This window comes from Aeromonas bestiarum, assembly GCF_000819745.1.
In the GTDB taxonomy this organism is placed as follows: Bacteria; Pseudomonadota; Gammaproteobacteria; order Enterobacterales; family Aeromonadaceae; genus Aeromonas; species Aeromonas bestiarum.
The window spans coordinates 184,766-203,752 of record NZ_CDDA01000006.1; the positions used below are offsets into that span (position 1 = coordinate 184,766).

An 18,987-nucleotide genomic window follows, 5' to 3' on the forward strand; every position below is an offset into this window, starting at 1 on the left:
ATGCAACCGCCGTTGGCCGCCTTTCTGGAACAGGTGCTGGCCACGGCGCAGGCCGGTCTCACCTATTCCAGGGATCCCTTCGATATCGGCCGTTTCGAGGCACTCAGAGCGGCCACGGTCGCCCTGATTGCCAGTCAGAGCGAGCTGGATCCCGCCGCCATTTCAGCATGGATCGCCCTCGATAGCGGCTATCCCACCCCCAAGCTGGATGTGCGGGCGTTTATTCAAAACGATGACGGCCATATCCTGCTGGTGCAGGAGCGCAGCGACGGCTGCTGGACCCTGCCAGGCGGCTGGTGTGACATAGGTGATTCACCGGCCGGCGCCGTGGTGCGCGAGGTGGCCGAGGAGACGGGGCTCGCCTGCCGGGCCGTGCAACTGTTGGCGTTGTTCGACAAGCTCAAACACCCCCATCCGCCCCAGTTGCCCCACGCCCACAAGGCCTTCTTTTTGTGCGAGGTGACGGGGGGCCAGCTGCTCACCGAGACCGACGAAACCCGGGGCGCTGCCTACTTCGCCCTCGATGCCCTGCCGTCGCTCTCCCTGCACAGGGTGTTGGCATCCCAGCTGCGTACCCTGCATGCTCATCTGCAACAGGGGCGGCGCGAGACGCTGTTCGATTGAGACGACAGGGCCCAGTGCCCGGCGGCAAGGAGGCTGCATGATAAAACGCATCGGCAACACCCCCATTGAAGAGAAACACAAGGCCAGCTGTCACTGCGGGGCCGTGGTGCTGGAACTCAGCTTGCCGGATGGGGTGGTGGATCCGCGCCGCTGTGACTGTTCCCTCTGCCGGCGGCGTGGCGCCATCGTCGCCTCGGTGCCGCTCTCGGGCATCCGCATCCTGCAGGGAGAGGCGGTGCTGCGCTGCTACCAGTTCAACACCCGCACCGCGAAACACTACTTCTGCAGCGTCTGCGGCATCTACACCCATCACCAGCGCCGCTCCAACCCGGCCGAGTATGGCTACAACCTCGCCTGTCTCGAGGGGGTCAATCCGTTCGAACTGGGGGAGGTACCGACGCGAGACGGGGTGCATCACCCTGCGGATCGCCCAACCCGTTGAGAACAGGATGACACCCTCGCCTGTCTCTGAAGGATCAACCCGTTCGAGCCGGTGAAGTGCCGCTGCGCGACTGGGTTTACCACCCGGCCGAGTGGTCTGACCGCAAGGGAACCATCTGCTCCTGTAGCACTGGAAATGGCTGTGTTAACCTTGGCGGGTCTGCTCTGGTGCAGACCCTGGCCGACTTTTCTGCCCTTCTCTGCCAACAGGGAGCACGCTTGTGACGACCCCTTCAGCGCTGCCGGATCTGATACTGGGCGCTTCTCTCTACTTTCCACCCCTGTTCAAGGCCGTGCTGTTCGGTCTGCTTGGCTGGTTGCCTGTGCATCATCTGCTGCGTGACTGGCTCTATGGCGGGGATGTCTGGCATCCCCTGCTGATGGATCTCTCCCTGTTTATCCTCGCCGTCAGTGGCGCTTTCTGGATCCTGTTACATGGCTAAATCACCCCTCGCGACCCTCAAATACTTCTCCACCCTGCTGGTCTGCGCCCTGGCGCTGGCGGCGGGCTGGTGGCTGTGGAACTACTACATGCAGGGCCCCTGGACCCGGGATGGCAAGGTGCGGGCCGAGCTGGTCAGCATCACCCCCGAGGTATCGGGCAAGATCATCAAGATAGCGGTCAAGGACAACCAGCTGGTCAAGACGGGAGAGCTGGTCTTCACCCTGGATCCCGTCCCTTACCGGATCGCCCTCGACAACGCCAGCGCGGCGCTCGCCAAGGCCAAATCGGATCTCGACAAGGCCGAGCACGAGGCGACGCGTCGCCGTGGCTTGTCGAATAACGTCATCTCGGCGGAGGCCGGGGACGAGGCACGGCTCAATGCCCAGGCGATGAAGGCGGCCTATCAGGTGGCCCAGGCCAATCTGGAGCAGGCGCAGTGGTCCCTAGCCAAGACCCAGGTGCATGCCGCGAGCGACGGTTACATCACCAACCTGCAGACTCGGGTCGGCAACTATGCCAGCGCCGGGGTGCCGCTGGTGGCACTGGTGGATATTCACTCCTTCTATGTGCAGGGTTATTTCGAAGAGACCAAGCTCAGGCGCATAGCGCCGGGCAAGCCGGCCGAGGTGGTGCTCTACAGCGGGGATCAGACCCTGCGCGGCGAGGTGGAAAGCATAGGGCGCGCCATTCACGATCAGAGCGTGGACGGTGGCAGCAGCCTGCTGCTCGACGTCAAACCGAACGTGCCCTGGGTGCGGCTGGCCCAGCGGGTGCCGGTGCGGATCCGCCTGCTGGATGTGCCGCCCGAGTTGGCCCTGATCGCGGGCACCACCTGCACCATCACCATAGGGGAATGAGGTGAGTGCAATCGGGTCGCTCTGGCGCCGGACCCCCTGGGGCAAGGCCAGCGGTGGCCAGTGGCGTTATGCCCTGCGCAACAGCCTGGCCATGTGCCTGTCGCTCTGGCTGGCGTTTGTCTTGCAGCTGGATGCCCCTTACTGGGCCATGACCTCGGCCGCCGTGGTGAGCTTTCCCACCGTCGGCGGGGTCATCAGCAAGAGCCTGGGGCGGGTAGTCGGCAGTCTGGTCGGCGCCATGGCGGCCGTGGTGATCACCGGCCTTGGCATCAGCGATCCCTGGCTGTTCAGCTTTCTCATCGCCCTCTGGCTCGGGCTCTGCACCTACATCTCCAACCACTATCAGAACAATGTCTCCTACGCCTTTGCCCTGGCGGGTTACACGGCCGCCATCATCGCCTTCTCCTGCGTCAACGTGGTCGATCCGCACCATATCTTCGACATAGCCCAGGCCCGGGTGAGCGAGGTGATCATCGGCATCCTCTGCGGTGGCCTGATGATGATGATCCTGCCCAGCACCTCCGACAGCGAGACCCTGCTGCAATCGCTGCGCAAGAGCCAGAGCCGTCTGCTGGAACATGCCCAGCTGCTCTGGCTGGGGGAGGCCAACCCGGATGTGCGCAGCGCCCACGAGGGGCTGATCGGCCAGATCCTCACCATGAACGTGCTGCGCATTCAGGCGGTGTGGAGCCACCACCGGCTGCGCCGCCACAACAAGCTGCTCAACTTCCTGCTGCACCGCCAGCTGCGGATCATCAGCCTCATCTCCAGCCAGCGCCGCATGCTGCACAACTGGCCGGAGCAACCGGCGGGCATTCAGGCGCTGCTGGCCAGCCTGCTGACCGAGCTGGGCAAGCCGGCGTGCGACAAGTATCGCATCGCCCGGCTGCTGGCTCCGTTCGCGCCGACTGCAGGGGGCGATTATCGGCACCGCACCTTCTGGCTGCGGCTGCGTCACTTCTGCTGGAGCTATCTGGAGTGTCAGCGCTGGCTGAGCCGGCTGGAGCAGTATGACGATCGGGAGTGGCCGGCCCCGCCGCGCCACACCTCGCTCACCAGTCACATCGACAGCTATGAGGCGGCCTACAACGGTGGCCGCACCTTCCTCTGCGTGCTGCTGGGTTGCGCCTTCTGGATCCACAGCCAGTGGGATCTGGGGGGGACTGCGCTGACCATGCTCTCTATCTGCTGCGTGCTCTACTCGGCGACGCCGGCGCCGGCCAAGGGAGTCAACACCATGCTGCAGGCCATTTTGCTGCTGAGCCTGGTCTGTTTCGCGGTCAAGTTCGGCCTGATGATCCGCATCGACGACTTCTGGCAGTTCTGCGCCCTGCTGTTTCCCGTGCTGGTCACCATGCAGATGTTCAAGCTGCAAAAGCCCAGGATGGCTGTGCTGTGGGGTCAGCTCATAGTGCTGCTCGGCTCCTTTCTCTCCATCACCAACCCGCCGAGCTACGACTACTCGTTGTTCATCAATACCAGCATCAGCCAGGTGTTGGGGGTGATGGCGGCCGGGCTGGCGTTCCAGATCCTGCGGCCGAGCTCGGATCGGCGCAAGAGTCGCCGCATCATGCGTATCTTGCGCCACGACTTCATGGATCAGCTGGCGCCCAGGCCACAGCAGAGCGAGAGCCAGTTCGAATCGCGCATTTATCACGGCATCAGCCAGCTCAGCCAGAGCCAGGATCAGACCGCCCGGCTCTGGGTGCTGCGCTGGGGCGTGGTGCTGCTCAACTGCAGCCACATCGTCTGGCAATTGCGCCAGTGGCGTGGCGATGATCAGCCGCTCTATCTGGTGCGAGACGCCTGCATTCGCTGCCTGCGAGGGATCCTCACCGAGCGGGGGGTGCAGCATGACTCCCTCGAACGGACGCTGGCCGAGCTGCAACGCATCAGCCAGGGGCTGGCTCGTCATCGGGATCCGGCGGCGCTGGATCTGGCTGGCATGGTGTGGCGGCTGCACAGCTCTCTCTCCCAGCTGCAGCAGGCGCTGCCGGTGGCGTCAGCCGCGGCCTGAGTCCGGACTTGGGCCTGGCCGGCCCCTGTCTGGATCACCCTTTCCCGCAGTCGGGTTTGTCCAAGGCCCTCCCAACGAGTAAGATTCTCCCCAAACGTCAATTCGCAAGGCCCTCCATGTCCACTCAATACAATGCGGATGCCATTGAGGTCCTCAATGGCCTCGAACCGGTGCGTCGTCGCCCCGGCATGTACACAGACACCACCCGGCCCAATCACCTCGGCCAGGAGGTCATCGACAACAGCGTCGATGAGGCGCTGGCGGGCCACGCCCGTACCCTGGAGGTGACCCTGTTTGAAGACCAGTCCCTCGAGGTGATCGATGACGGCCGCGGCATGCCGGTCGACATTCACCCGGAGGAGGGGGTATCCGGTGTGGAGCTGATCCTCTGCAAGCTGCACGCGGGGGGCAAGTTCTCCAACAAGAACTATCAGTTCTCCGGCGGTCTGCACGGGGTGGGCATCTCGGTAGTGAACGCCCTGTCCGATCGGGTCGAGGTGACGGTGCGCCGCGACGGCCAGGTCTATGACATCGCCTTCGAGCGAGGTGACAAGGTGCAGGAGCTGACCATCACGGGCACCTGCGGGCGCCGCAACACGGGCACCCGGGTGCGCTTCTGGCCGCAGGCGAGCTATTTCGACTCGCCCCGCTTCTCGGTCACCAAGCTGGAGCACCTGCTCAAGGCCAAGGCCGTGCTCTGCCCCGGCCTCACCATCAAGTTCCTCGATAAGAACACCGGCATCAAGCTGGAGTGGTGCTACGAAGATGGCCTCAAGGATTATCTGGTCGATGCGGTCAAGCAGTTCACCTGCCTGCCGGAGCAGCCCTTCGTCGGCGCCTTCAGCACAGAGCAGTCCGCGGTGGACTGGGCCTTGTGCTGGTTGCCGGAGGGGGGCGAGTGCCTCGCCGAATCCTATGTGAACCTGATCCCGACGCCGCAGGGCGGCACTCACGTCAACGGCCTGCGCCAGGGCCTGCTCGACGCCATGCGCGAGTTCTGCGAGTTCCGCAACCTGCTGCCGCGCGGGGTCAAGCTGACCCCGGAAGACATCTGGGATCGCTGTGCCTACATCCTTTCCATCAAGATGCAGGATCCCCAGTTTGCCGGCCAGACCAAGGAGCGGCTGTCGTCGCGCCAGAGCTCGGCCTTCGTGTCGGGGGTGGTGAAGGATGCCTTCAGCCTGTTCCTCAACAGCAACACCGAGCTGGCGGAGCAGATCGCCGAGATCTGCATCTCCAGCGCCCAGCGCCGGTTGCGCGCCGCCAAGACTGTGGTGCGCAAGAAAATCACGCAAGGTCCGGCCCTGCCCGGCAAGCTGACCGACTGCAACTGCGCCGACCCCATGCAGGGGGAACTCTTCCTGGTGGAGGGTGACTCGGCGGGTGGCAGCGCCAAGCAGGCGCGGGATCGTGAATTCCAGGCCATCATGCCCCTGCGCGGCAAGATACTGAACACCTGGGAGGTGGAGGCCGGTCAGGTGCTCGCCTCGCAAGAAGTGCACGACATCTCTGTGGCCATAGGCCTGGATCCGGACTCCGAAGATCTCTCCGGCCTGCGCTACGGCAAGGTGTGCATACTCGCGGATGCGGACTCGGACGGTCTGCACATAGCCACCCTGCTGTGCGCACTGTTCGTCAGGCACTTCAGAACCCTGGTCAACCATGGCCACGTCTATGTGGCCATGCCGCCGCTCTACCGGATCGACATCGGCAAGGAGGTGTTTTATGCCCTCGACGAGGACGAGAAGAACGGCGTGCTGCAGCGGGTCGAGGCAGAGAAGAAGAAGGGCAAGGTGATGGTGACCCGATTCAAGGGTCTGGGCGAGATGAACCCGAAACAGCTGCGGGAAACCACCATGGATCCCAACACCCGCCGTCTGGTGCAGCTCACCATGGGCGAGATGGAAGAGGGGGACGAGACCCTGCAACTGATGGACATGCTGCTGGCCAAGAAGCGCGCCCCGGATCGTCGCGAGTGGCTGGAAGAGAAGGGCAACCTCGCCATCATCTAAGCCGTCGGCTGGCCCTGTACGGGCCAGCAAGCATTTAGCCGGAGTCGCCCTGTGGCGGCTCCCGAACAGAAAGAGAACTATCACATGAGTGATGCTATCGAGCTCAGTCTGGATGGGGTAGAGCGCCAGCCCATGCGCACCTTTACCGAACAGGCTTACTTGAACTACTCCATGTACGTCATCATGGACCGGGCCCTGCCGCACATCGGCGATGGCCTCAAACCCGTGCAGCGGCGCATCATCTACGCCATGAGCGAGCTGGGTCTGTCGGCCCTCTCCAAGCACAAGAAATCCGCCCGTACCGTGGGTGACGTGCTGGGTAAATACCACCCTCACGGCGACAGCGCCTGTTATGAAGCCATGGTGCTGATGGCTCAGCCCTTCTCCTACCGCTACCCGCTGGTGGACGGTCAGGGCAACTGGGGGGCGCCGGACGATCCCAAATCCTTCGCCGCCATGCGTTATACCGAGGCGCGGCTGTCGCGCTTCTCCGAACTGCTGCTTTCAGAGCTCGGTCAGGGCACTGTGGAGTGGACGCCGAACTTCGACGGCACCATGAAAGAGCCGGTGGTGCTGCCCGCCCGCCTGCCTCACATACTGCTCAACGGCATCACAGGCATAGCCGTGGGCATGGCGACCGACATTCCACCCCACAACGCGCGGGAAGTGGCCTACGCCTGCGCCGAGCTGCTCGACAACCCCAATGCCGGGCTGGATGCATTGATGGCGCACATTCAGGGGCCGGACTACCCGACCAGCGCCGAGATCATCACGCCGCGCGATGACATCCGCAAAATCTACGAGACCGGCAAGGGCTCCATCAAGCAGCGGGCGGTCTGGAACGAGGAGGATGGCGACATCGTCATCACGGCGCTGCCCCATCAGGCCTCAGGCGCCAAGATTATGGAGCAGATCGCCGCCCAGATGGTGGCCAAGAAGCTGCCCATGGTCACCGATCTGCGGGACGAATCGGACCACGAGAACCCGACCCGTCTGGTGATCATCCCCCGCTCCAACCGGGTGGACATGGAGGCGCTGATGGCCCACCTGTTCGCCACCACGGATCTGGAGAAGAACTATCGCGTCAACCTCAACATACTGGGGCTGGACAACCGGCCGCAGGTGAAGACCCTCAAGATGATCCTCTCCGAGTGGATCATTTTCCGCCGCGAGACGGTGCGCCGTCGCCTGCAGTATCGCCTCGACAAGGTGCTGGCTCGCCTGCACATCCTCGAAGGCTTGCTGGTGGCCTACCTCAACATCGACGAGGTGATCGAGATCATCCGCACCGAGGATGAGCCGGGCAAGGTGATGGTGGAGCGCTTCAACATCAGCGAGACCCAGGCCGAGGCTATCCTCGAGCTCAAACTGCGCCACCTGGCCAAGCTGGAAGAGTTCAAGCTGCGTGCCGAGCAGGACGAGCTGGCCATAGAGCGCGACAAGCTGGAACTGCTGCTGGGTTCGGAGCGTCGCCTCAACACCTTGCTCAAGAAAGAGCTGCTGGCGGATGCCGAGAAGTACGGCGACGATCGCCGCACCCCGCTGGTGGAGCGCGCCAGCGCGGTAGCCCTGACCGAGAAAGAGCTGACCCCGAGCGAGCCGGTTACCGTCATCCTCTCGGGTGCAGGCTGGGTACGGGCCGCCAAGGGCCACGACGTGGACGTGGCAGGCCTCTCCTACAAGGCGGGGGATGGCTATCTGGCCCACGCCTGCGGCCGCAGCAACCAGCAGGCAGTATTCCTCTCCACCCTGGGGCGTACCTATGCACTGGAAGCCCACACCCTGCCATCTGCCCGCAGTCAGGGTGAGCCGCTCACCGGCCGCTTTGCACTGGGGGCGGGGGAAGAGGTGCGCCATCTGGTGATGGGCAACGAGGGTGAACCCTATCTGATCTGCTCCGACGCCGGTTATGGCTTCGTCTGCACCTATGACGATCTCATAGGCAAGAACAAGAACGGCAAGGCGCTGCTCACCGTGCCGGAAGGTGGCCTGGTGATGGCACCCCAGAAGATTGGCTCGCCGGAGACCGATCTCTGCATGGCCATCTCCAACGAGGGGCGCATGCTGTTGTTCCCGCTCAACACCCTGCCGGTGCTTGGCAAGGGCAAGGGCAACAAGCTGATCAGCATACCGTCGGCTCGCGTGAAGGCGCGGGAAGAGTTTATGGTGATGGCCGCCATTATCCCGCAGGGGCAATATGTCACCCTGTTCGCCGGCAAGCGCAAGCTGACCCTCAAACCTGCCGATCTCGACTACTACCGTGGCGAGCGCGGCCGCCGTGGCGCCAAGCTGCCCCGCGGTTTGCAGCGCGTCGATCGCATCGAGATTGAACCCGCCGCCGGCGCTGAGCCGGCAGCGGAGGAAAATCAGGAAGGGTAATAGATAAAGGGAGCGATTAGTCGCTCTCTTTTCAATTAAACCTAAATGTGAGAAAAACCGTATTTAACTAAGTGCTAGTCTTTTTATTTTCTCGTCTTGTAATGTAGTTCGCATATTTAGCTGCACCTAATAAATCAGGAAAAAGTGTGAGTGAGTTGATATTCATTTTATCTAATGAATCAAGGGCAAGCTCTTTTTCCTTTGCGGGTATTAACAATCTGGCCAAATCTATCGTGCCTTTTTCTTTTATTTGATTTGCCCATTCATTTATGCATGTCATTCTTGGTGATGTAACAAACAAACCTCTTTGATTTATTAGGCGAGAATTTTCATCTAAAAATGGTGTTAGGAATTCCAGATGATTTTCTTTCTTTAATTTTTCAATGCATGGTTTGTCATTAATCTTTTTTGATAAAACCCATATGACAACATTTTCTGTTTCATGAAGTTCTGAATTAAATGCAAAAAAAGCTGCAACATATGGCGACTCTGTCCAATCTAATAATGGAGTATCCAATCCGAAATGCTGTCCTAATGCCCACCACTCTGTCTCTTTTAAATTTGCAGGATTGTGCCCCCTTCGACCTAAGCAGAACTTTTTAAATGAATCTAAAGTTCTTTGTTCTATTTTTTCTATATTATCGCCATTTTTTAATGCTCTTTTAAGGGTTGGCTCCAATTTCCATTTTTCTGACGCATGTCCTCTAAAAACATATGAATGATTTTGTTTCAGTGCTCTATCGTTATGAAAGAAATCGATAAATCCATTCCAGTCCTTGCAGTAAACGTCTGCTGTTACGGGACCTGTTTTATTTAATACCCAACCACCTCCTTCCTCTTTTTCATCTGAAATATTTGATTTCGTTACATCTTCACTCATATTTTCTCCATAAATTATAATTGCTGTAAGTTTTATTCGTGTAGCGTAATCAGATTTCGAGATTATAAATTATAATAAAATACTACGAAGTTAGATTGACAGTTAATAGATTGACATTTCCAAGTTCAGAATCAACCTGTAAAATGTTTGCTTTATAGAGTACGGAATGGAATGGTTTTTTATTGTGACCAGAGTCACGTAGGGACGCTTTAACTCTTTAATAGGACCGTAGGTCTGATTAGCGAAGCGTGATCAGATGTTCTCGAAAACCGGTTGCCGCTGTTCTACCAGCAACCCTCTTTTCTCCCTTTTCCTATCGCTACGGAACCAATGGCGCGGACGATTACGCTGCGCTAATCGATCCTACTTTTTCTCGCTCGCTAAGATTGAAGAGGACAGCACAAAGCCAGGAGGCCAATCATGGAGATCGACAAAGCCATCGATCTGATCGAGGCTCACGGGACCTTTCACGGGGATCACTACAGCTTCAACAGCGGCGAGTTCGTGCAGTGGTGCCGGGAGGACAACCATCAGACCCTCAGCCTGGAGCAGGCAAATCAGGAGTTGGCCCCCTACTGCATAAGAGTGGGCTATTCGGAACCGGTCAGGGCGTGGCGTTACTACCTGACCTGAGCGCCAGGGTAAGGCGAGCTTGGTGAAGGATGGGAAAGGGCAGGGGCCGGGCTCCTGCCCTTATTGCATGGATCGCAGGGGAGCATTGGACATCCAAGGCATCGGCTTCCGAGACCAATAGGCTTACTTATTGAAATTCCAAGCGATGGGCAGCTCAAGGTCGAAGACAAGCGCATCTCCTTCGAGGCTAAAGGGCAGGCTGGTCTGGTGCTGCTCATATTCGTTGACGATCAGGCAGCACTCGAAGAAGTTGGATTCGTAGCTGAGGTGGGCCAGGCCATGGGCGCCGTCTTGATCGAGCTCGATGCGCAGCACCTGCGGTGGGTGCTCCTGACTGAGGTTGACCGCGGGATTGCCCTCATCCACCAGCCGCTCCAGCAGGGGGAAGAAGTCCTGCTTGTGGGTCTCAATGGCCAGGGTGATGGCCTGCTCCAGCGTGCTCTGGCTGGCGAAGGGGCCGCCGAGGGGGTAGCGGGTCTGGATCCTTTCCTGAGTCATGGCGTTTCCTCCTGAACTGAGATGTGGCAACAGTTTGGCCGCTGCAGCGACCTGTAACCCGGAATCTGCGACCAGCGTGTTTTATCGCAAATTGTCGATGGCGCATCACGTAATAGGGGAGTCCTTGTCCTGATAGATGAAGCAATCCGTAAAATCGAAACCATGCCGATGTTTATAAAATATCAGGCGGGGATCCGGCCATTTTTCACCAGCGCCCGGCGGATGTTCTTGCACATCTTGCCAAAACTGTAGAGCTCGTCGAAGGTCGGCGGGATGCCGCGGTTGATCTGATATTGCCAGTAGCTGAGATCCGTATCCACCAGCTCCATCAGCTTCTTGGGGCAGCCGATACAGGTATTGTCCGGCCCGCATTTGAAGGTGTCAGGTTGATAGAGCGGGAATTCTTGCTTCACGGCATCGATGATCTGCTGCATCGCTGTGATGCGGTCGGGTTTTCTGCTCACGCCTGGCCCCTGCTGCCTGTAGGAAGGATGCATTATATCCCTGAGAAAAACGGGGCCAATTAGGCTAACGAGGTAGTCCGGCCAGGATGTCCGCCGGCCAGACACCACAACGCCCGGCGGGCCGGGCGTTGTGGTGCGACTGAGCGGGCGGCGAAAACGCGCCCTAGAAGTCGTGGTAGAGCGGCCAGCCGAGCAGGGGGTGCTTGAGACCGGCGCGCATCTCGAAATTGTCGAGCTTCTCCGGCTCGGCGTTCTCTTGTTGCAGCAACTGGTACTGGCGCACAAAGCCCAGGGTGTGCAGCAGGTTGGCGACGAATCCCTTGCTGAGATCCTGACGCAGGCCGGTGGTCAGCTCGCCCGGCAGCTCCGCCAGCAGCAGCTCCAGCTGGGCGGCCAGATAGTCGGTGTCGTACCAGACTTCTTGCAGCACGATTTCTCGCGCCAGACGACGCTTGAGATCCTGCTTCACCTTCAAGGGCGCGGCGCCGCTGCCATTGCCGCAGAGGATGCGGTAGAGCAGGGCCTCGGCCAGCTTGTCCTCCATGGTGGGGTGGTCGTTCTCGCAGGCGAAGAAGTGCTGATCGATCAGGCTCATCAGGCGGGCCTTGTTGTGCTCCACCAGCGCCTTCTCGTACTCCTGCCACCCTTGCCACTCCTCCACATCCGGCGGGCTGGAGATCTTGTCCAGCAGGCGGGCATCCACATCGCCATAGAGGCTGTTGCCACCGGGCTGCTTGGCGCTGACCGAGATCAGCATGGACCAGCCCTTCTGGAACGGCTTGATGGGCCCCTCCGGCGCCTGCAGCAGGGCCAATGCCTTGGCCGTATCCCGTTGCGACAGCTCCAGCAGGCCCAGGCTGACCACACCAATGACGTCGTGGGCGGCCTGTTCCAGCAGATGCATCTTGTACTTGTTGTAGTACTTGTCGGCGAACTTCAGGCTCATCAGCACCGCCTTGCCCTTGATCTGGCCCAGCTGCTGATCGCTCAAGTGTTCGCTCTCGCGGCCAAAGCGCAGCACCTGAGTGAGAAAGGGGCCCTGATTGACATCGCGTATGGCTAGTTGCATGACGGGGTTCCTCAATCCAGGAAGCTGAACATGTCGTCGACTTCGGCGTACTCGTCGGAGGCATCGTTCTTATCTTTGGCCTGCATCACCAGCTCGCTGGCGAACTTGCTGATGATCCCTTCCCAGGATGAGTGCTCATTGCGCAGCAGTGCCTTGATGGCTTTTTCCACGTCCGGGGTCAGCTCGCGGATCAGCATCAAGAGGCTGCGCGGGTCATCCAGCGGGTAGTCGTGGGCATTTTCGCTCTGCTGGCGGTCGCTGTAGGAGAGTGCCTCTTCCAAGTCTTCCTCTTCGGCGTGCAGCGTGTCGTGGAAGCCCTCTTCATCCTCGAAGCGCTCACCGCGATAGAACTCGATGAAGGGGATGGCGAGGTAGAAGAGACCGGCCGGATCCTCGGCGATGCACTCCAGGATCTCCGCCTGCTTGGCGTCGCTGTCCTGAGTGCGGATCAGGTAGTTGAGGAAGTCGAAGGTGTGCTGCTGCAGCTCTTCGGCGTTGTTCTTGATCGCCTCTTCCCAGTAGAGGGGCTGCTGGCAGACGATGTCGCGGATCCGCTCCGGGGTCATCAGCTCGGAGATGATGGACGGGAACGACATGTCGTGCTGGCCGTTGATCTGGGTCAGGGTGACTATATCAATCTGTTCAATGACTTCGGCCAACTGATCGTCAGACATTGTCTTGGCGATCAGCTCGAACTTCTCGCTGGCCTGTTTCGGCTCGATCACGGCCAGCTCTTTGATCTCGATGGCGGTAATTTCTATCAGACTGTGCATGCTTTGCCCCAAGTTAGAAACGTACTTCGTCGTACATGTCTTGATCGCCGTCGTCGTCACCATCACCGTTGTAGTCGGCGTCAGCGTTTTCCCCGTCGTCATCGTCGTCGTCGCGAAGCTCATAGTCGTCATCGGCACGGCGGCCACCGCGCGGCAGCGGGTTGTCCAGCTGGAACAGCACGGCGCAGGCTTCGATCAGCTGATCTTCGCTCTGGGCCCGTACCGCTTTCACCAGCGGCAGGTCGGCATTGTTGAACGCCACCGACACCTTGAATTCGTCCCATGAGGGTTGTACGCCGCTGCCGAGCCACTTGTTCCACTCAGGCTTGGCCTTGGCCGGAAACTGCACCCGGCCATAGAGGGCCAGCGGCAGGTATTCGGGCATGAATTCCAGCATGCTCATGTCAGCCAGCAGCAGTGTCTTCATCTTGCCGGTGAATTGCTCCAGCGCCTTGGGGTCGTCCTGATCCCGGTAGGATTCGATGTTCTCGCTGGCATCACTCATCAGCGCTTTGATCCGCGCCTGGTCCCATTTTTTCTGCATAGCGCCTCAGGGGTAAAATTGGTCCCACATCTCCTGCATGGCAGAAGCGGGATCGGTCACGATGACGTTGTTGAAATCCTTGATGAAAGCGGCCCGCTGTTTCGGGTCTGACAGCACTTCATAGGCCTGCTTTACCTGGTGCAGCTTGATGGCTGCCAGCTCTCGCTCTTCTTCGCTCGCCCCTAACAGCTTGTCTGGGTGGTACTGGTTCGACAGCCGTCGATAGGCTTTTTTGATGTCGTTTTCGCTGGCATTGGACTTGACGCCCAGTACCCGAAAGTAGTTGTTCATGGCAGATCCTGCATCACTGGCATCTTGGAATTCACAATGCGGGCGCCTGATGGTGGAGCTTGAGAAACCAGGCACAGCAAAAACCCGTCATTTTAACGGAAACAGGCCAGCTCCGCCATGAATAGGAGGCGATATGGCAAGCAAGTTGCCAATAGCGAAAAAGCTCCAATCGCTGCCATTTTGGCAAGGAGAGGGTGGGGCATGTGTGATGGATGTTGAAAAAACGCCCGGCAGGCCGGGCGTTGTCGGTTATTGGAGGCGGGCCCAGGCCAGGCGCAGTTTCAGCCCCAGACCCGCACTCCAGCCTGTGGTGGTACTCACCACCTTGCCGTCCTTGACGATGAGGAAGCTGGGAGTAACGCTCACCTGCCAGCGGGCGGCGAGATCCCCTTGCTCATCGTTATGGGTCGGGAAGGTCAGCCCCTTCTTGCCCATTCCCTTGCTCAACTGCTGGGCGTTGCCGGAGCGCAGTGCCACCGTCAACACGTTTTCACCGTCCTGCCAGAGCTGCTCCACCGTTGGTGTGGTGAAGCGGCAGACGGCGCACCAGCTGGCCCAGTAGTAGACCAGCAACGGCCTGTCCCGGCTCATGGCCAGCAGGTCGGCGGTGGTGCCATCTTGCAGGGTGAGCCTGGGCAGCGGGCCGTCTTCTGGCAGCGCCGGGCTGCGCCAGAGGTCCAGCGCCGTCGAGATGACAACGCCAAACAGCAGCAGCCAGAGCGCCTCCTTGCCCCAGCGCCGCCAGCGGGGCTGGGTGGTGATAGTCTCTGTCATGGTTTATCCCTGCTTGGCCAGTTCGGCTTTGACGATTTGCTCCAGCTCCTCATAGGGGACGGCGCCGGAGACCAGCTGGTTGCCGATCAAGGTGGCCGGTGTGCCCTGCACACCGAGCAAGGTGCCGATGCGCAGGCTGTTGCGCAGCTCCTCGGTGGCCTTGGCCGCAGGCTTGAGGGCCAGGTTGTCGGTGGCCGCCAGCGCCTTGTTGATGTCCGCCTCGGTCAGCATGCCCTGCTTGCTCATCAGCTTGTCGTGCAGGGTGAGGAAGCGGGCGGGATCCTGCTGCCACAGGGTCAGGCTGTACTGGGCAGCCTTGGCGGAGCTCTGTCCCTTGAACGGCAGCAGCTTGATCACCAGCCCGACATCATTTGGATAGGCCTTCAGCAACCTGGCCAGATGAGGGTCGAACTGCTTGCAGTAGGGGCAGTTGTAGTCGGTGAAGGACACCAGGGTCAGCTTGGGATTCTTGGCACCCAGGCGTGGGCTGGTGGGGCTGTTGAACAGCACATCCTGATTGCCCTTGATGAAGTCGCCAAGCTGGCTGGCCTGATCCGCCGCGTTCTGCTTCTCCCAGGATTCGGCTGCCTCGTCGAGGATCTTGGGGTTGGCCACCAGGGTTTCACGAATGAGCTCCTTGATGCGGGCCTCCTGCTCCGGGGTGAAGGTGGCTGCGTGCAGGGCCGGGGCCAGCAGGGCGGCAGAGAGGGAAGCCAGCAGGGTCAGGGTGCGCAGGGTCGGTTTCATTTAGTGTCTCCTTGAGAAGTGGCAATGCCTGCTTGCGCCAGGGTGGCAAGCAGGGTCGGGCGGTCCAGCAGGGGCGAAAGGATCTCGCCACCCTGCAGGCCGGGTCCGTAGATCTGGTTGAAGGGAATGGCCACGCTGCCGCGTTGGCGCAAGAAGTCGGCGATGCTGGCAGAGGGACGGCTCCAGTCCCCTCGCAGGGCCACCACATCGGGGGCGCTCAGCGCTTTTTGCACGTCATCTCGCAGTAGCACGTTGAATTTGTTGGCTTTACAGGTTATGCACCAGTCGGCGGTGACATCGACAAAGACCCGCTTGTTCTGCGTCAGCGCGTCCTGGATGGCTTGCTCCGAGAGTGGCTGCCAGTTGACGGTATCTCGCTGGGGTTTTCCTTCCATCGTAAAGGCGCCGCCCAGCAGCAGGGCTCCACCCAGTAGACAGGTGAGGGCCAGTCCCAGGGTCACACCCCGAATACCATGACGCCACACCACGGCTAGCAGCAGGACAGCCAGCATCAGCGCCATCAGGATCAGTATCCAGAATTGACCGATATGGTTGCCGAGCAGGCTGAGCAGCCAGAGGCTGGAGCCCAGCATCATCAGACCGAGCAGGATGCGCAGGCGGCCCATCCAGCGGCCCGGTTTCGGCAGCCAGAGCGCAAGGCGGGGGAAGGCGGCGATCAGCAGCCAGGGCAGGCTCATGCCGAGGCCAAGCGCGGTGAAGATGAGCCAGAGCTGACCGAGCGGGGCCCCGAGCGCAAAGGCGACTGCGGTGCCGAGGAAGGGGGCCGAGCAGGGGGTGGCCAGCAGGGTAGCGAAGCACCCCTGCAGAAAGTGACCGCCCAGGCTGTTGCCACCCGTGGTGGCGAGACGGGTATTGAGGTTGCTTGGCAGCCTTAACTCGAACAGCCCCAGCAGGTTGGCACAAAACAGCAGGGTGACCACCACCATGAAGCCGATAAACCAGACGCTCTGGAACTGGATACCCCAGCCGACCGCTCCCTGGGTGGCGCGCAGCAGTGTGCTCATCAGTGCCAGCGCCCAGAAGGAGACCAGGATGCCGGCACTGGCCGCCAGGAATTGCAAACGAACCGGACGGCGCTCGCGGGTTTCCAGCTGCAACACCGACCCCAGCTTGAGTGCCAGCACCGGCAGCACGCAGGGCATCAGATTGAGGATAAGGCCACCCAGCAGGGCTGCGCCCAGCAGCCAGAGCAGCGAGTGGCCCTGACTCGGCAGGGTCAGCGGGTCACCTATGTGGAACTCGCTCTGCCAGGCCTGTTCACCGTTGGTCAGTACAAACCCGAGTTGCTGGCGACGTATGTCCGGCGCATCGCCCTGCCAGCCATCGCTGACCGGAATGCGGGCGATCAGGGTGTTGCCTTGCACCTCCAGCTCGGGTTTGCCAAATTCGGCGCCCTCCAGCCGCTGGAGGAAAATCTGCGGATCCTGCCAGCCCTGCGGGTTGTCGGCGGTCAGCTGCAGCTGGTTTTGCCGGTAGCCGGCCTTGAGGGTGACGGTGCCCGGCATGGCTTGTGGCAGCTTGCTCATCGCCTGGGCGTAGGCAAAGTCGAACCCTTCCGGCGCAGTGCCATCCCGCGCCAGGGTAAAGGGGTAGTCGGTCAGTATGCAGACGTTGCTGCAGGTCGAAAGGCGCAGCGTGCCCGTCAGCGCCTCGCTGCTGCTGTGGGCAAGTGTGATGGGGAGGCTGACGGTCTTCTGATAGCCCTGGGTCGAGATACCACTGACGTCAAATCGCTCCGGCACGGGCCAATGCCACTGCTGGGTGGCTTGAGGGGCATCCCAGAAGATTTCAGGAGCTATGCCACCTTCCCCCGGGTTCTGCCAATAGGTCTTCCAGCCGGACTCGAGCGCCAGGCTGAGCAGCACGCGAGTTTGGGCGGGATCGCTGGCGTCGGCTTGCAGCCGCACTTTTGCGTGATCGTTCTGGGAGCTGACAAGCCAGCCGGTATCGCTGGCCAATCCCATGGATTGCCACAGCAAGCCGCCCATCAACAGGGCAGTCTTGATCATGTTTGACATGTTTTTGTCTCTTGAAAATGGAAGTTAGGGTGGTGTAAACCGCGGCTAACTCATTCTCGCCAGACACATAAAGTAAGGTGAAGCCGCCGTTCAGGCGGAGATATGTTGCGAGGGGGAGGCAAGGCGGGTGAGCGGCGCGACAGTGGCGCCAGCAAGGCAATCACGAAGGCGATGGCAAAGAAGATCTGTTCGACGCAGAGCAGGCTGGCGGCACTGAGCCACTTGCCATTGAGCTGGCAACTGCTCGGCTGGGGCGTCGCTGGCTGTGCGTCGTCGGCATCGGCGCTGGAAGAGGGGAGGAGCTGTACCTGGCAACTGAGGGCCTGATCGAGCTGAGCCAGCCGGGCCAGCGGCTGGGCCGCGCAGTTGAGCACCAGAATGCAGACCAGCAGCAGGAGTCTTGTCGCCACGCGTTGTCGCAAAATCATGCTCGCCCTACCCTGTTGAATGGTGCATATCCTATCGATCAATAATGACAGGAGCAAGTCAGCAGGATTCGATGCGACCATATGCAACATCGGGGTGGTCGGTTCTGTTTGGCGAACGCTTGTTCGCTAAAAGGGGGACCAGTATACTGCGCCGAGTTAAAATCCGAGGTGTTCGATGCTCAAACTTGCCCGTGTGCTGCTGCTTACCCTGCTGCTCGTTTTCTGGTTCGTGTTTGGTCTGTTGCTCTGTCTGGTGCGTCCGCGTCATCCCAACAACGTCTTTGTCTTCGCCCGCATGTACCATGCGATCTGCCCGCTGCTCGGCCTCAAGGTCAAGGTCATCATACCGGACGAGGTCAAGTCGGTTGGCCCGGCGGTTTACGTCTGCAACCACCAGAGCAATTTCGACATCTTCACTGTGACAGGTGCCGTCATGCCCGGCGTGGTGGCGGTGGGCAAGAAGAGCCTGCTGTGGCTGCCCTTCTTCGGTCTCCTCTTCTGGCTCTCAGGCAACGTGCTGATCGACCGCTCCAACCGTTCCCGTGCCATCGGCACCATAGGCCAGGTGGTGGATCGCATCAAGCATCACGGCACCTCCATCTGGATGTTCCCGGAAGGCACCCGCTCCAAGGGGCGCGGCCTGCTGCCGTTCAAGGCCGGCGCCTTCCACACCGCCGTGCAGGCCGAGGTGCCCGTGGTGCCCATCGTCTGCTCCAGCTACTTCGGCCAGATCGACCTGAACCGCTGGGACAATGGCGAGGTGTTGCTGGAAGTCATGGCACCTGTCTGCAGCAAGGAGCACGGCGCCGCCGGCATTCGCGAGTTGTCTGACAACTGCCGTGCCCGGATGGAAGCCAAGCTGGTCGAGCTGGACAGCAAGCTGGGTCGCCATCAGGCCGCCTGAGTCTGAACGAAAGATGACATAGAGGGAGCCGCTGGCTCCCTTTTTTGTTGGTTAAAAGCACCACTTTGTTGGCGATTTTAACCAATCACCTCACCTTGAATCTCAGCATAAAATCTATATCTATATGTAAAACAACAATAAATTATCTTGGCATGGCTCTTGTAATGC

At 60.3% G+C, this 18,987-nt stretch carries 20 protein-coding genes; 9 read left to right on the forward strand and 11 right to left on the reverse strand.

Annotation, left to right across the window (positions count from 1 at the left end; all coding sequences use genetic code 11):
• From BN1118_RS02610 to parC, 7 genes are all read left to right on the forward strand, one after another.
• Positions 1-624 carry an NUDIX hydrolase gene (locus tag BN1118_RS02610; RefSeq protein WP_043554445.1) on the forward strand — a complete coding sequence of 208 codons (624 nt, stop codon included), beginning with the start codon at positions 1-3 and terminating at the stop codon, positions 622-624.
• Positions 625-661: 37 nt separating this feature from the next.
• A complete protein-coding gene (locus tag BN1118_RS02615; RefSeq protein WP_043137111.1) occupies positions 662-1,066 on the forward strand; it encodes a GFA family protein in 405 nt (134 codons plus the stop codon).
• Between the two features lie 199 nt (positions 1,067-1,265).
• A complete protein-coding gene (locus BN1118_RS02620; protein WP_043137108.1) occupies positions 1,266-1,508 on the forward strand; it encodes a DUF1656 domain-containing protein in 243 nt (80 codons plus the stop codon).
• Positions 1,501-2,367, forward strand: a complete 867-nt coding sequence (locus tag BN1118_RS02625; protein ID WP_043554447.1) for an efflux RND transporter periplasmic adaptor subunit — start codon at positions 1,501-1,503, stop codon at positions 2,365-2,367. Before BN1118_RS02620 ends, BN1118_RS02625 begins: the two co-directional genes overlap by 8 nt.
• Position 2,368: 1 nt before the next feature.
• Positions 2,369-4,384, forward strand: coding sequence for an FUSC family protein (locus tag BN1118_RS02630; protein WP_244463569.1), 2,016 nt, complete (start codon positions 2,369-2,371; stop codon positions 4,382-4,384).
• Between the two features lie 116 nt (positions 4,385-4,500).
• Complete coding sequence (gene parE / locus BN1118_RS02635; RefSeq protein WP_043554448.1) at positions 4,501-6,396, forward strand: DNA topoisomerase IV subunit B; 1,896 nt, start codon at positions 4,501-4,503, stop codon at positions 6,394-6,396.
• An 84-nt stretch (positions 6,397-6,480) separates the two neighbouring features.
• Positions 6,481-8,775 (forward strand): DNA topoisomerase IV subunit A, encoded by a 2,295-nt coding sequence (parC, locus tag BN1118_RS02640; protein WP_043554449.1) that lies wholly within the window; start codon positions 6,481-6,483, stop codon positions 8,773-8,775.
• A 67-nt stretch (positions 8,776-8,842) separates the two neighbouring features.
• On the opposite strand, the gene BN1118_RS20940 is transcribed toward parC, so the two are convergent.
• Positions 8,843-9,655, reverse strand: coding sequence for an FRG domain-containing protein (locus tag BN1118_RS20940; protein WP_084213985.1), 813 nt, complete (start codon positions 9,653-9,655; stop codon positions 8,843-8,845).
• 420 nt (positions 9,656-10,075) lie between these two features.
• Between BN1118_RS20940 and BN1118_RS02645 the strand changes: the two genes are divergently transcribed.
• A complete protein-coding gene (locus BN1118_RS02645) occupies positions 10,076-10,288 on the forward strand; it encodes a hypothetical protein (protein WP_043554450.1) in 213 nt (70 codons plus the stop codon).
• 123 nt (positions 10,289-10,411) lie between these two features.
• Here BN1118_RS02645 and BN1118_RS02650 read toward each other — a convergent pair whose 3' ends face one another.
• From BN1118_RS02650 to BN1118_RS02695, 10 genes are all read right to left on the reverse strand, one after another.
• Positions 10,412-10,786, reverse strand: coding sequence for a hypothetical protein (locus tag BN1118_RS02650; RefSeq protein WP_043554452.1), 375 nt, complete (start codon positions 10,784-10,786; stop codon positions 10,412-10,414).
• Positions 10,787-10,968: 182 nt separating this feature from the next.
• Positions 10,969-11,220 (reverse strand): hypothetical protein, encoded by a 252-nt coding sequence (locus BN1118_RS02655; RefSeq protein ID WP_043554453.1) that lies wholly within the window; start codon positions 11,218-11,220, stop codon positions 10,969-10,971.
• A gap of 193 nt (positions 11,221-11,413) precedes the next feature.
• The gene (atcC, locus tag BN1118_RS02660; RefSeq protein ID WP_043554455.1) at positions 11,414-12,319 is read right to left on the reverse strand and encodes a cold adaptation protein AtcC; all 906 of its coding nucleotides are present in this window, start codon (positions 12,317-12,319) and stop codon (positions 11,414-11,416) included.
• A gap of 11 nt (positions 12,320-12,330) precedes the next feature.
• Positions 12,331-13,092 (reverse strand): cold adaptation protein AtcB, encoded by a 762-nt coding sequence (gene atcB / locus BN1118_RS02665; protein WP_005313872.1) that lies wholly within the window; start codon positions 13,090-13,092, stop codon positions 12,331-12,333.
• A gap of 13 nt (positions 13,093-13,105) precedes the next feature.
• Complete coding sequence (atcA, locus tag BN1118_RS02670; RefSeq protein WP_021139714.1) at positions 13,106-13,636, reverse strand: cold adaptation protein AtcA; 531 nt, start codon at positions 13,634-13,636, stop codon at positions 13,106-13,108.
• Between the two features lie 6 nt (positions 13,637-13,642).
• Positions 13,643-13,927 carry a cold adaptation protein ActJcold adaptation protein ActJ gene (gene atcJ, locus BN1118_RS02675; RefSeq protein WP_005313867.1) on the reverse strand — a complete coding sequence of 95 codons (285 nt, stop codon included), beginning with the start codon at positions 13,925-13,927 and terminating at the stop codon, positions 13,643-13,645.
• Positions 13,928-14,176: 249 nt separating this feature from the next.
• A complete protein-coding gene (locus BN1118_RS02680) occupies positions 14,177-14,701 on the reverse strand; it encodes a protein disulfide oxidoreductase (RefSeq protein ID WP_043140421.1) in 525 nt (174 codons plus the stop codon).
• Positions 14,702-14,704: 3 nt separating this feature from the next.
• Positions 14,705-15,448: a DsbA family protein gene (locus BN1118_RS02685; RefSeq protein WP_043554458.1), complete on the reverse strand. Its 744-nt coding sequence runs from the start codon at positions 15,446-15,448 to the stop codon at positions 14,705-14,707.
• Positions 15,445-17,487: a protein-disulfide reductase DsbD family protein gene (locus tag BN1118_RS02690; RefSeq protein WP_043554459.1), complete on the reverse strand. Its 2,043-nt coding sequence runs from the start codon at positions 17,485-17,487 to the stop codon at positions 15,445-15,447. Before BN1118_RS02690 ends, BN1118_RS02685 begins: the two co-directional genes overlap by 4 nt.
• A 50-nt stretch (positions 17,488-17,537) precedes the next feature.
• Positions 17,538-17,915: a hypothetical protein gene (locus tag BN1118_RS02695; RefSeq protein WP_043554553.1), complete on the reverse strand. Its 378-nt coding sequence runs from the start codon at positions 17,913-17,915 to the stop codon at positions 17,538-17,540.
• A 175-nt stretch (positions 17,916-18,090) separates the two neighbouring features.
• On the opposite strand from BN1118_RS02695, the gene BN1118_RS02700 reads away from it, so the two are divergent.
• Entirely contained in the window at positions 18,091-18,819 is a 729-nt protein-coding gene (locus BN1118_RS02700; protein WP_043554460.1) for a 1-acylglycerol-3-phosphate O-acyltransferase, read from the forward strand.
• The last annotated feature ends 168 nt before the right edge of the window (positions 18,820-18,987 follow it).

Excerpts from the sequence above, each read along its gene's own strand:
- BN1118_RS02685 (WP_043554458.1), bottom strand. The coding sequence starts at position 15,448 with ATGAAACCGACCCTGCGCACCCTGACCCTGCTGGCTTCCCTCTCTGCC.
- BN1118_RS02700 (WP_043554460.1), top strand. The coding sequence starts at position 18,091 with ATGCTCAAACTTGCCCGTGTGCTGCTGCTTACCCTGCTGCTCGTTTTC.
- atcB (WP_005313872.1), bottom strand. The coding sequence starts at position 13,092 with ATGCACAGTCTGATAGAAATTACCGCCATCGAGATCAAAGAGCTGGCC.
- BN1118_RS02650 (WP_043554452.1), bottom strand. The coding sequence starts at position 10,786 with ATGACTCAGGAAAGGATCCAGACCCGCTACCCCCTCGGCGGCCCCTTC.
- parE (WP_043554448.1), top strand. The coding sequence starts at position 4,501 with ATGTCCACTCAATACAATGCGGATGCCATTGAGGTCCTCAATGGCCTC.
- BN1118_RS02615 (WP_043137111.1), top strand. The coding sequence starts at position 662 with ATGATAAAACGCATCGGCAACACCCCCATTGAAGAGAAACACAAGGCC.
- BN1118_RS02625 (WP_043554447.1), top strand. The coding sequence starts at position 1,501 with ATGGCTAAATCACCCCTCGCGACCCTCAAATACTTCTCCACCCTGCTG.
- BN1118_RS20940 (WP_084213985.1), bottom strand. The coding sequence starts at position 9,655 with ATGAGTGAAGATGTAACGAAATCAAATATTTCAGATGAAAAAGAGGAA.
- parC (WP_043554449.1), top strand. The coding sequence starts at position 6,481 with ATGAGTGATGCTATCGAGCTCAGTCTGGATGGGGTAGAGCGCCAGCCC.
- BN1118_RS02695 (WP_043554553.1), bottom strand. The coding sequence starts at position 17,915 with ATGATTTTGCGACAACGCGTGGCGACAAGACTCCTGCTGCTGGTCTGC.
- atcA (WP_021139714.1), bottom strand. The coding sequence starts at position 13,636 with ATGCAGAAAAAATGGGACCAGGCGCGGATCAAAGCGCTGATGAGTGAT.
- BN1118_RS02690 (WP_043554459.1), bottom strand. The coding sequence starts at position 17,487 with ATGTCAAACATGATCAAGACTGCCCTGTTGATGGGCGGCTTGCTGTGG.
- atcC (WP_043554455.1), bottom strand. The coding sequence starts at position 12,319 with ATGCAACTAGCCATACGCGATGTCAATCAGGGCCCCTTTCTCACTCAG.
- BN1118_RS02610 (WP_043554445.1), top strand. The coding sequence starts at position 1 with ATGCAACCGCCGTTGGCCGCCTTTCTGGAACAGGTGCTGGCCACGGCG.
- BN1118_RS02645 (WP_043554450.1), top strand. The coding sequence starts at position 10,076 with ATGGAGATCGACAAAGCCATCGATCTGATCGAGGCTCACGGGACCTTT.
- BN1118_RS02680 (WP_043140421.1), bottom strand. The coding sequence starts at position 14,701 with ATGACAGAGACTATCACCACCCAGCCCCGCTGGCGGCGCTGGGGCAAG.
- BN1118_RS02655 (WP_043554453.1), bottom strand. The coding sequence starts at position 11,220 with ATGCAGCAGATCATCGATGCCGTGAAGCAAGAATTCCCGCTCTATCAA.
- atcJ (WP_005313867.1), bottom strand. The coding sequence starts at position 13,927 with ATGAACAACTACTTTCGGGTACTGGGCGTCAAGTCCAATGCCAGCGAA.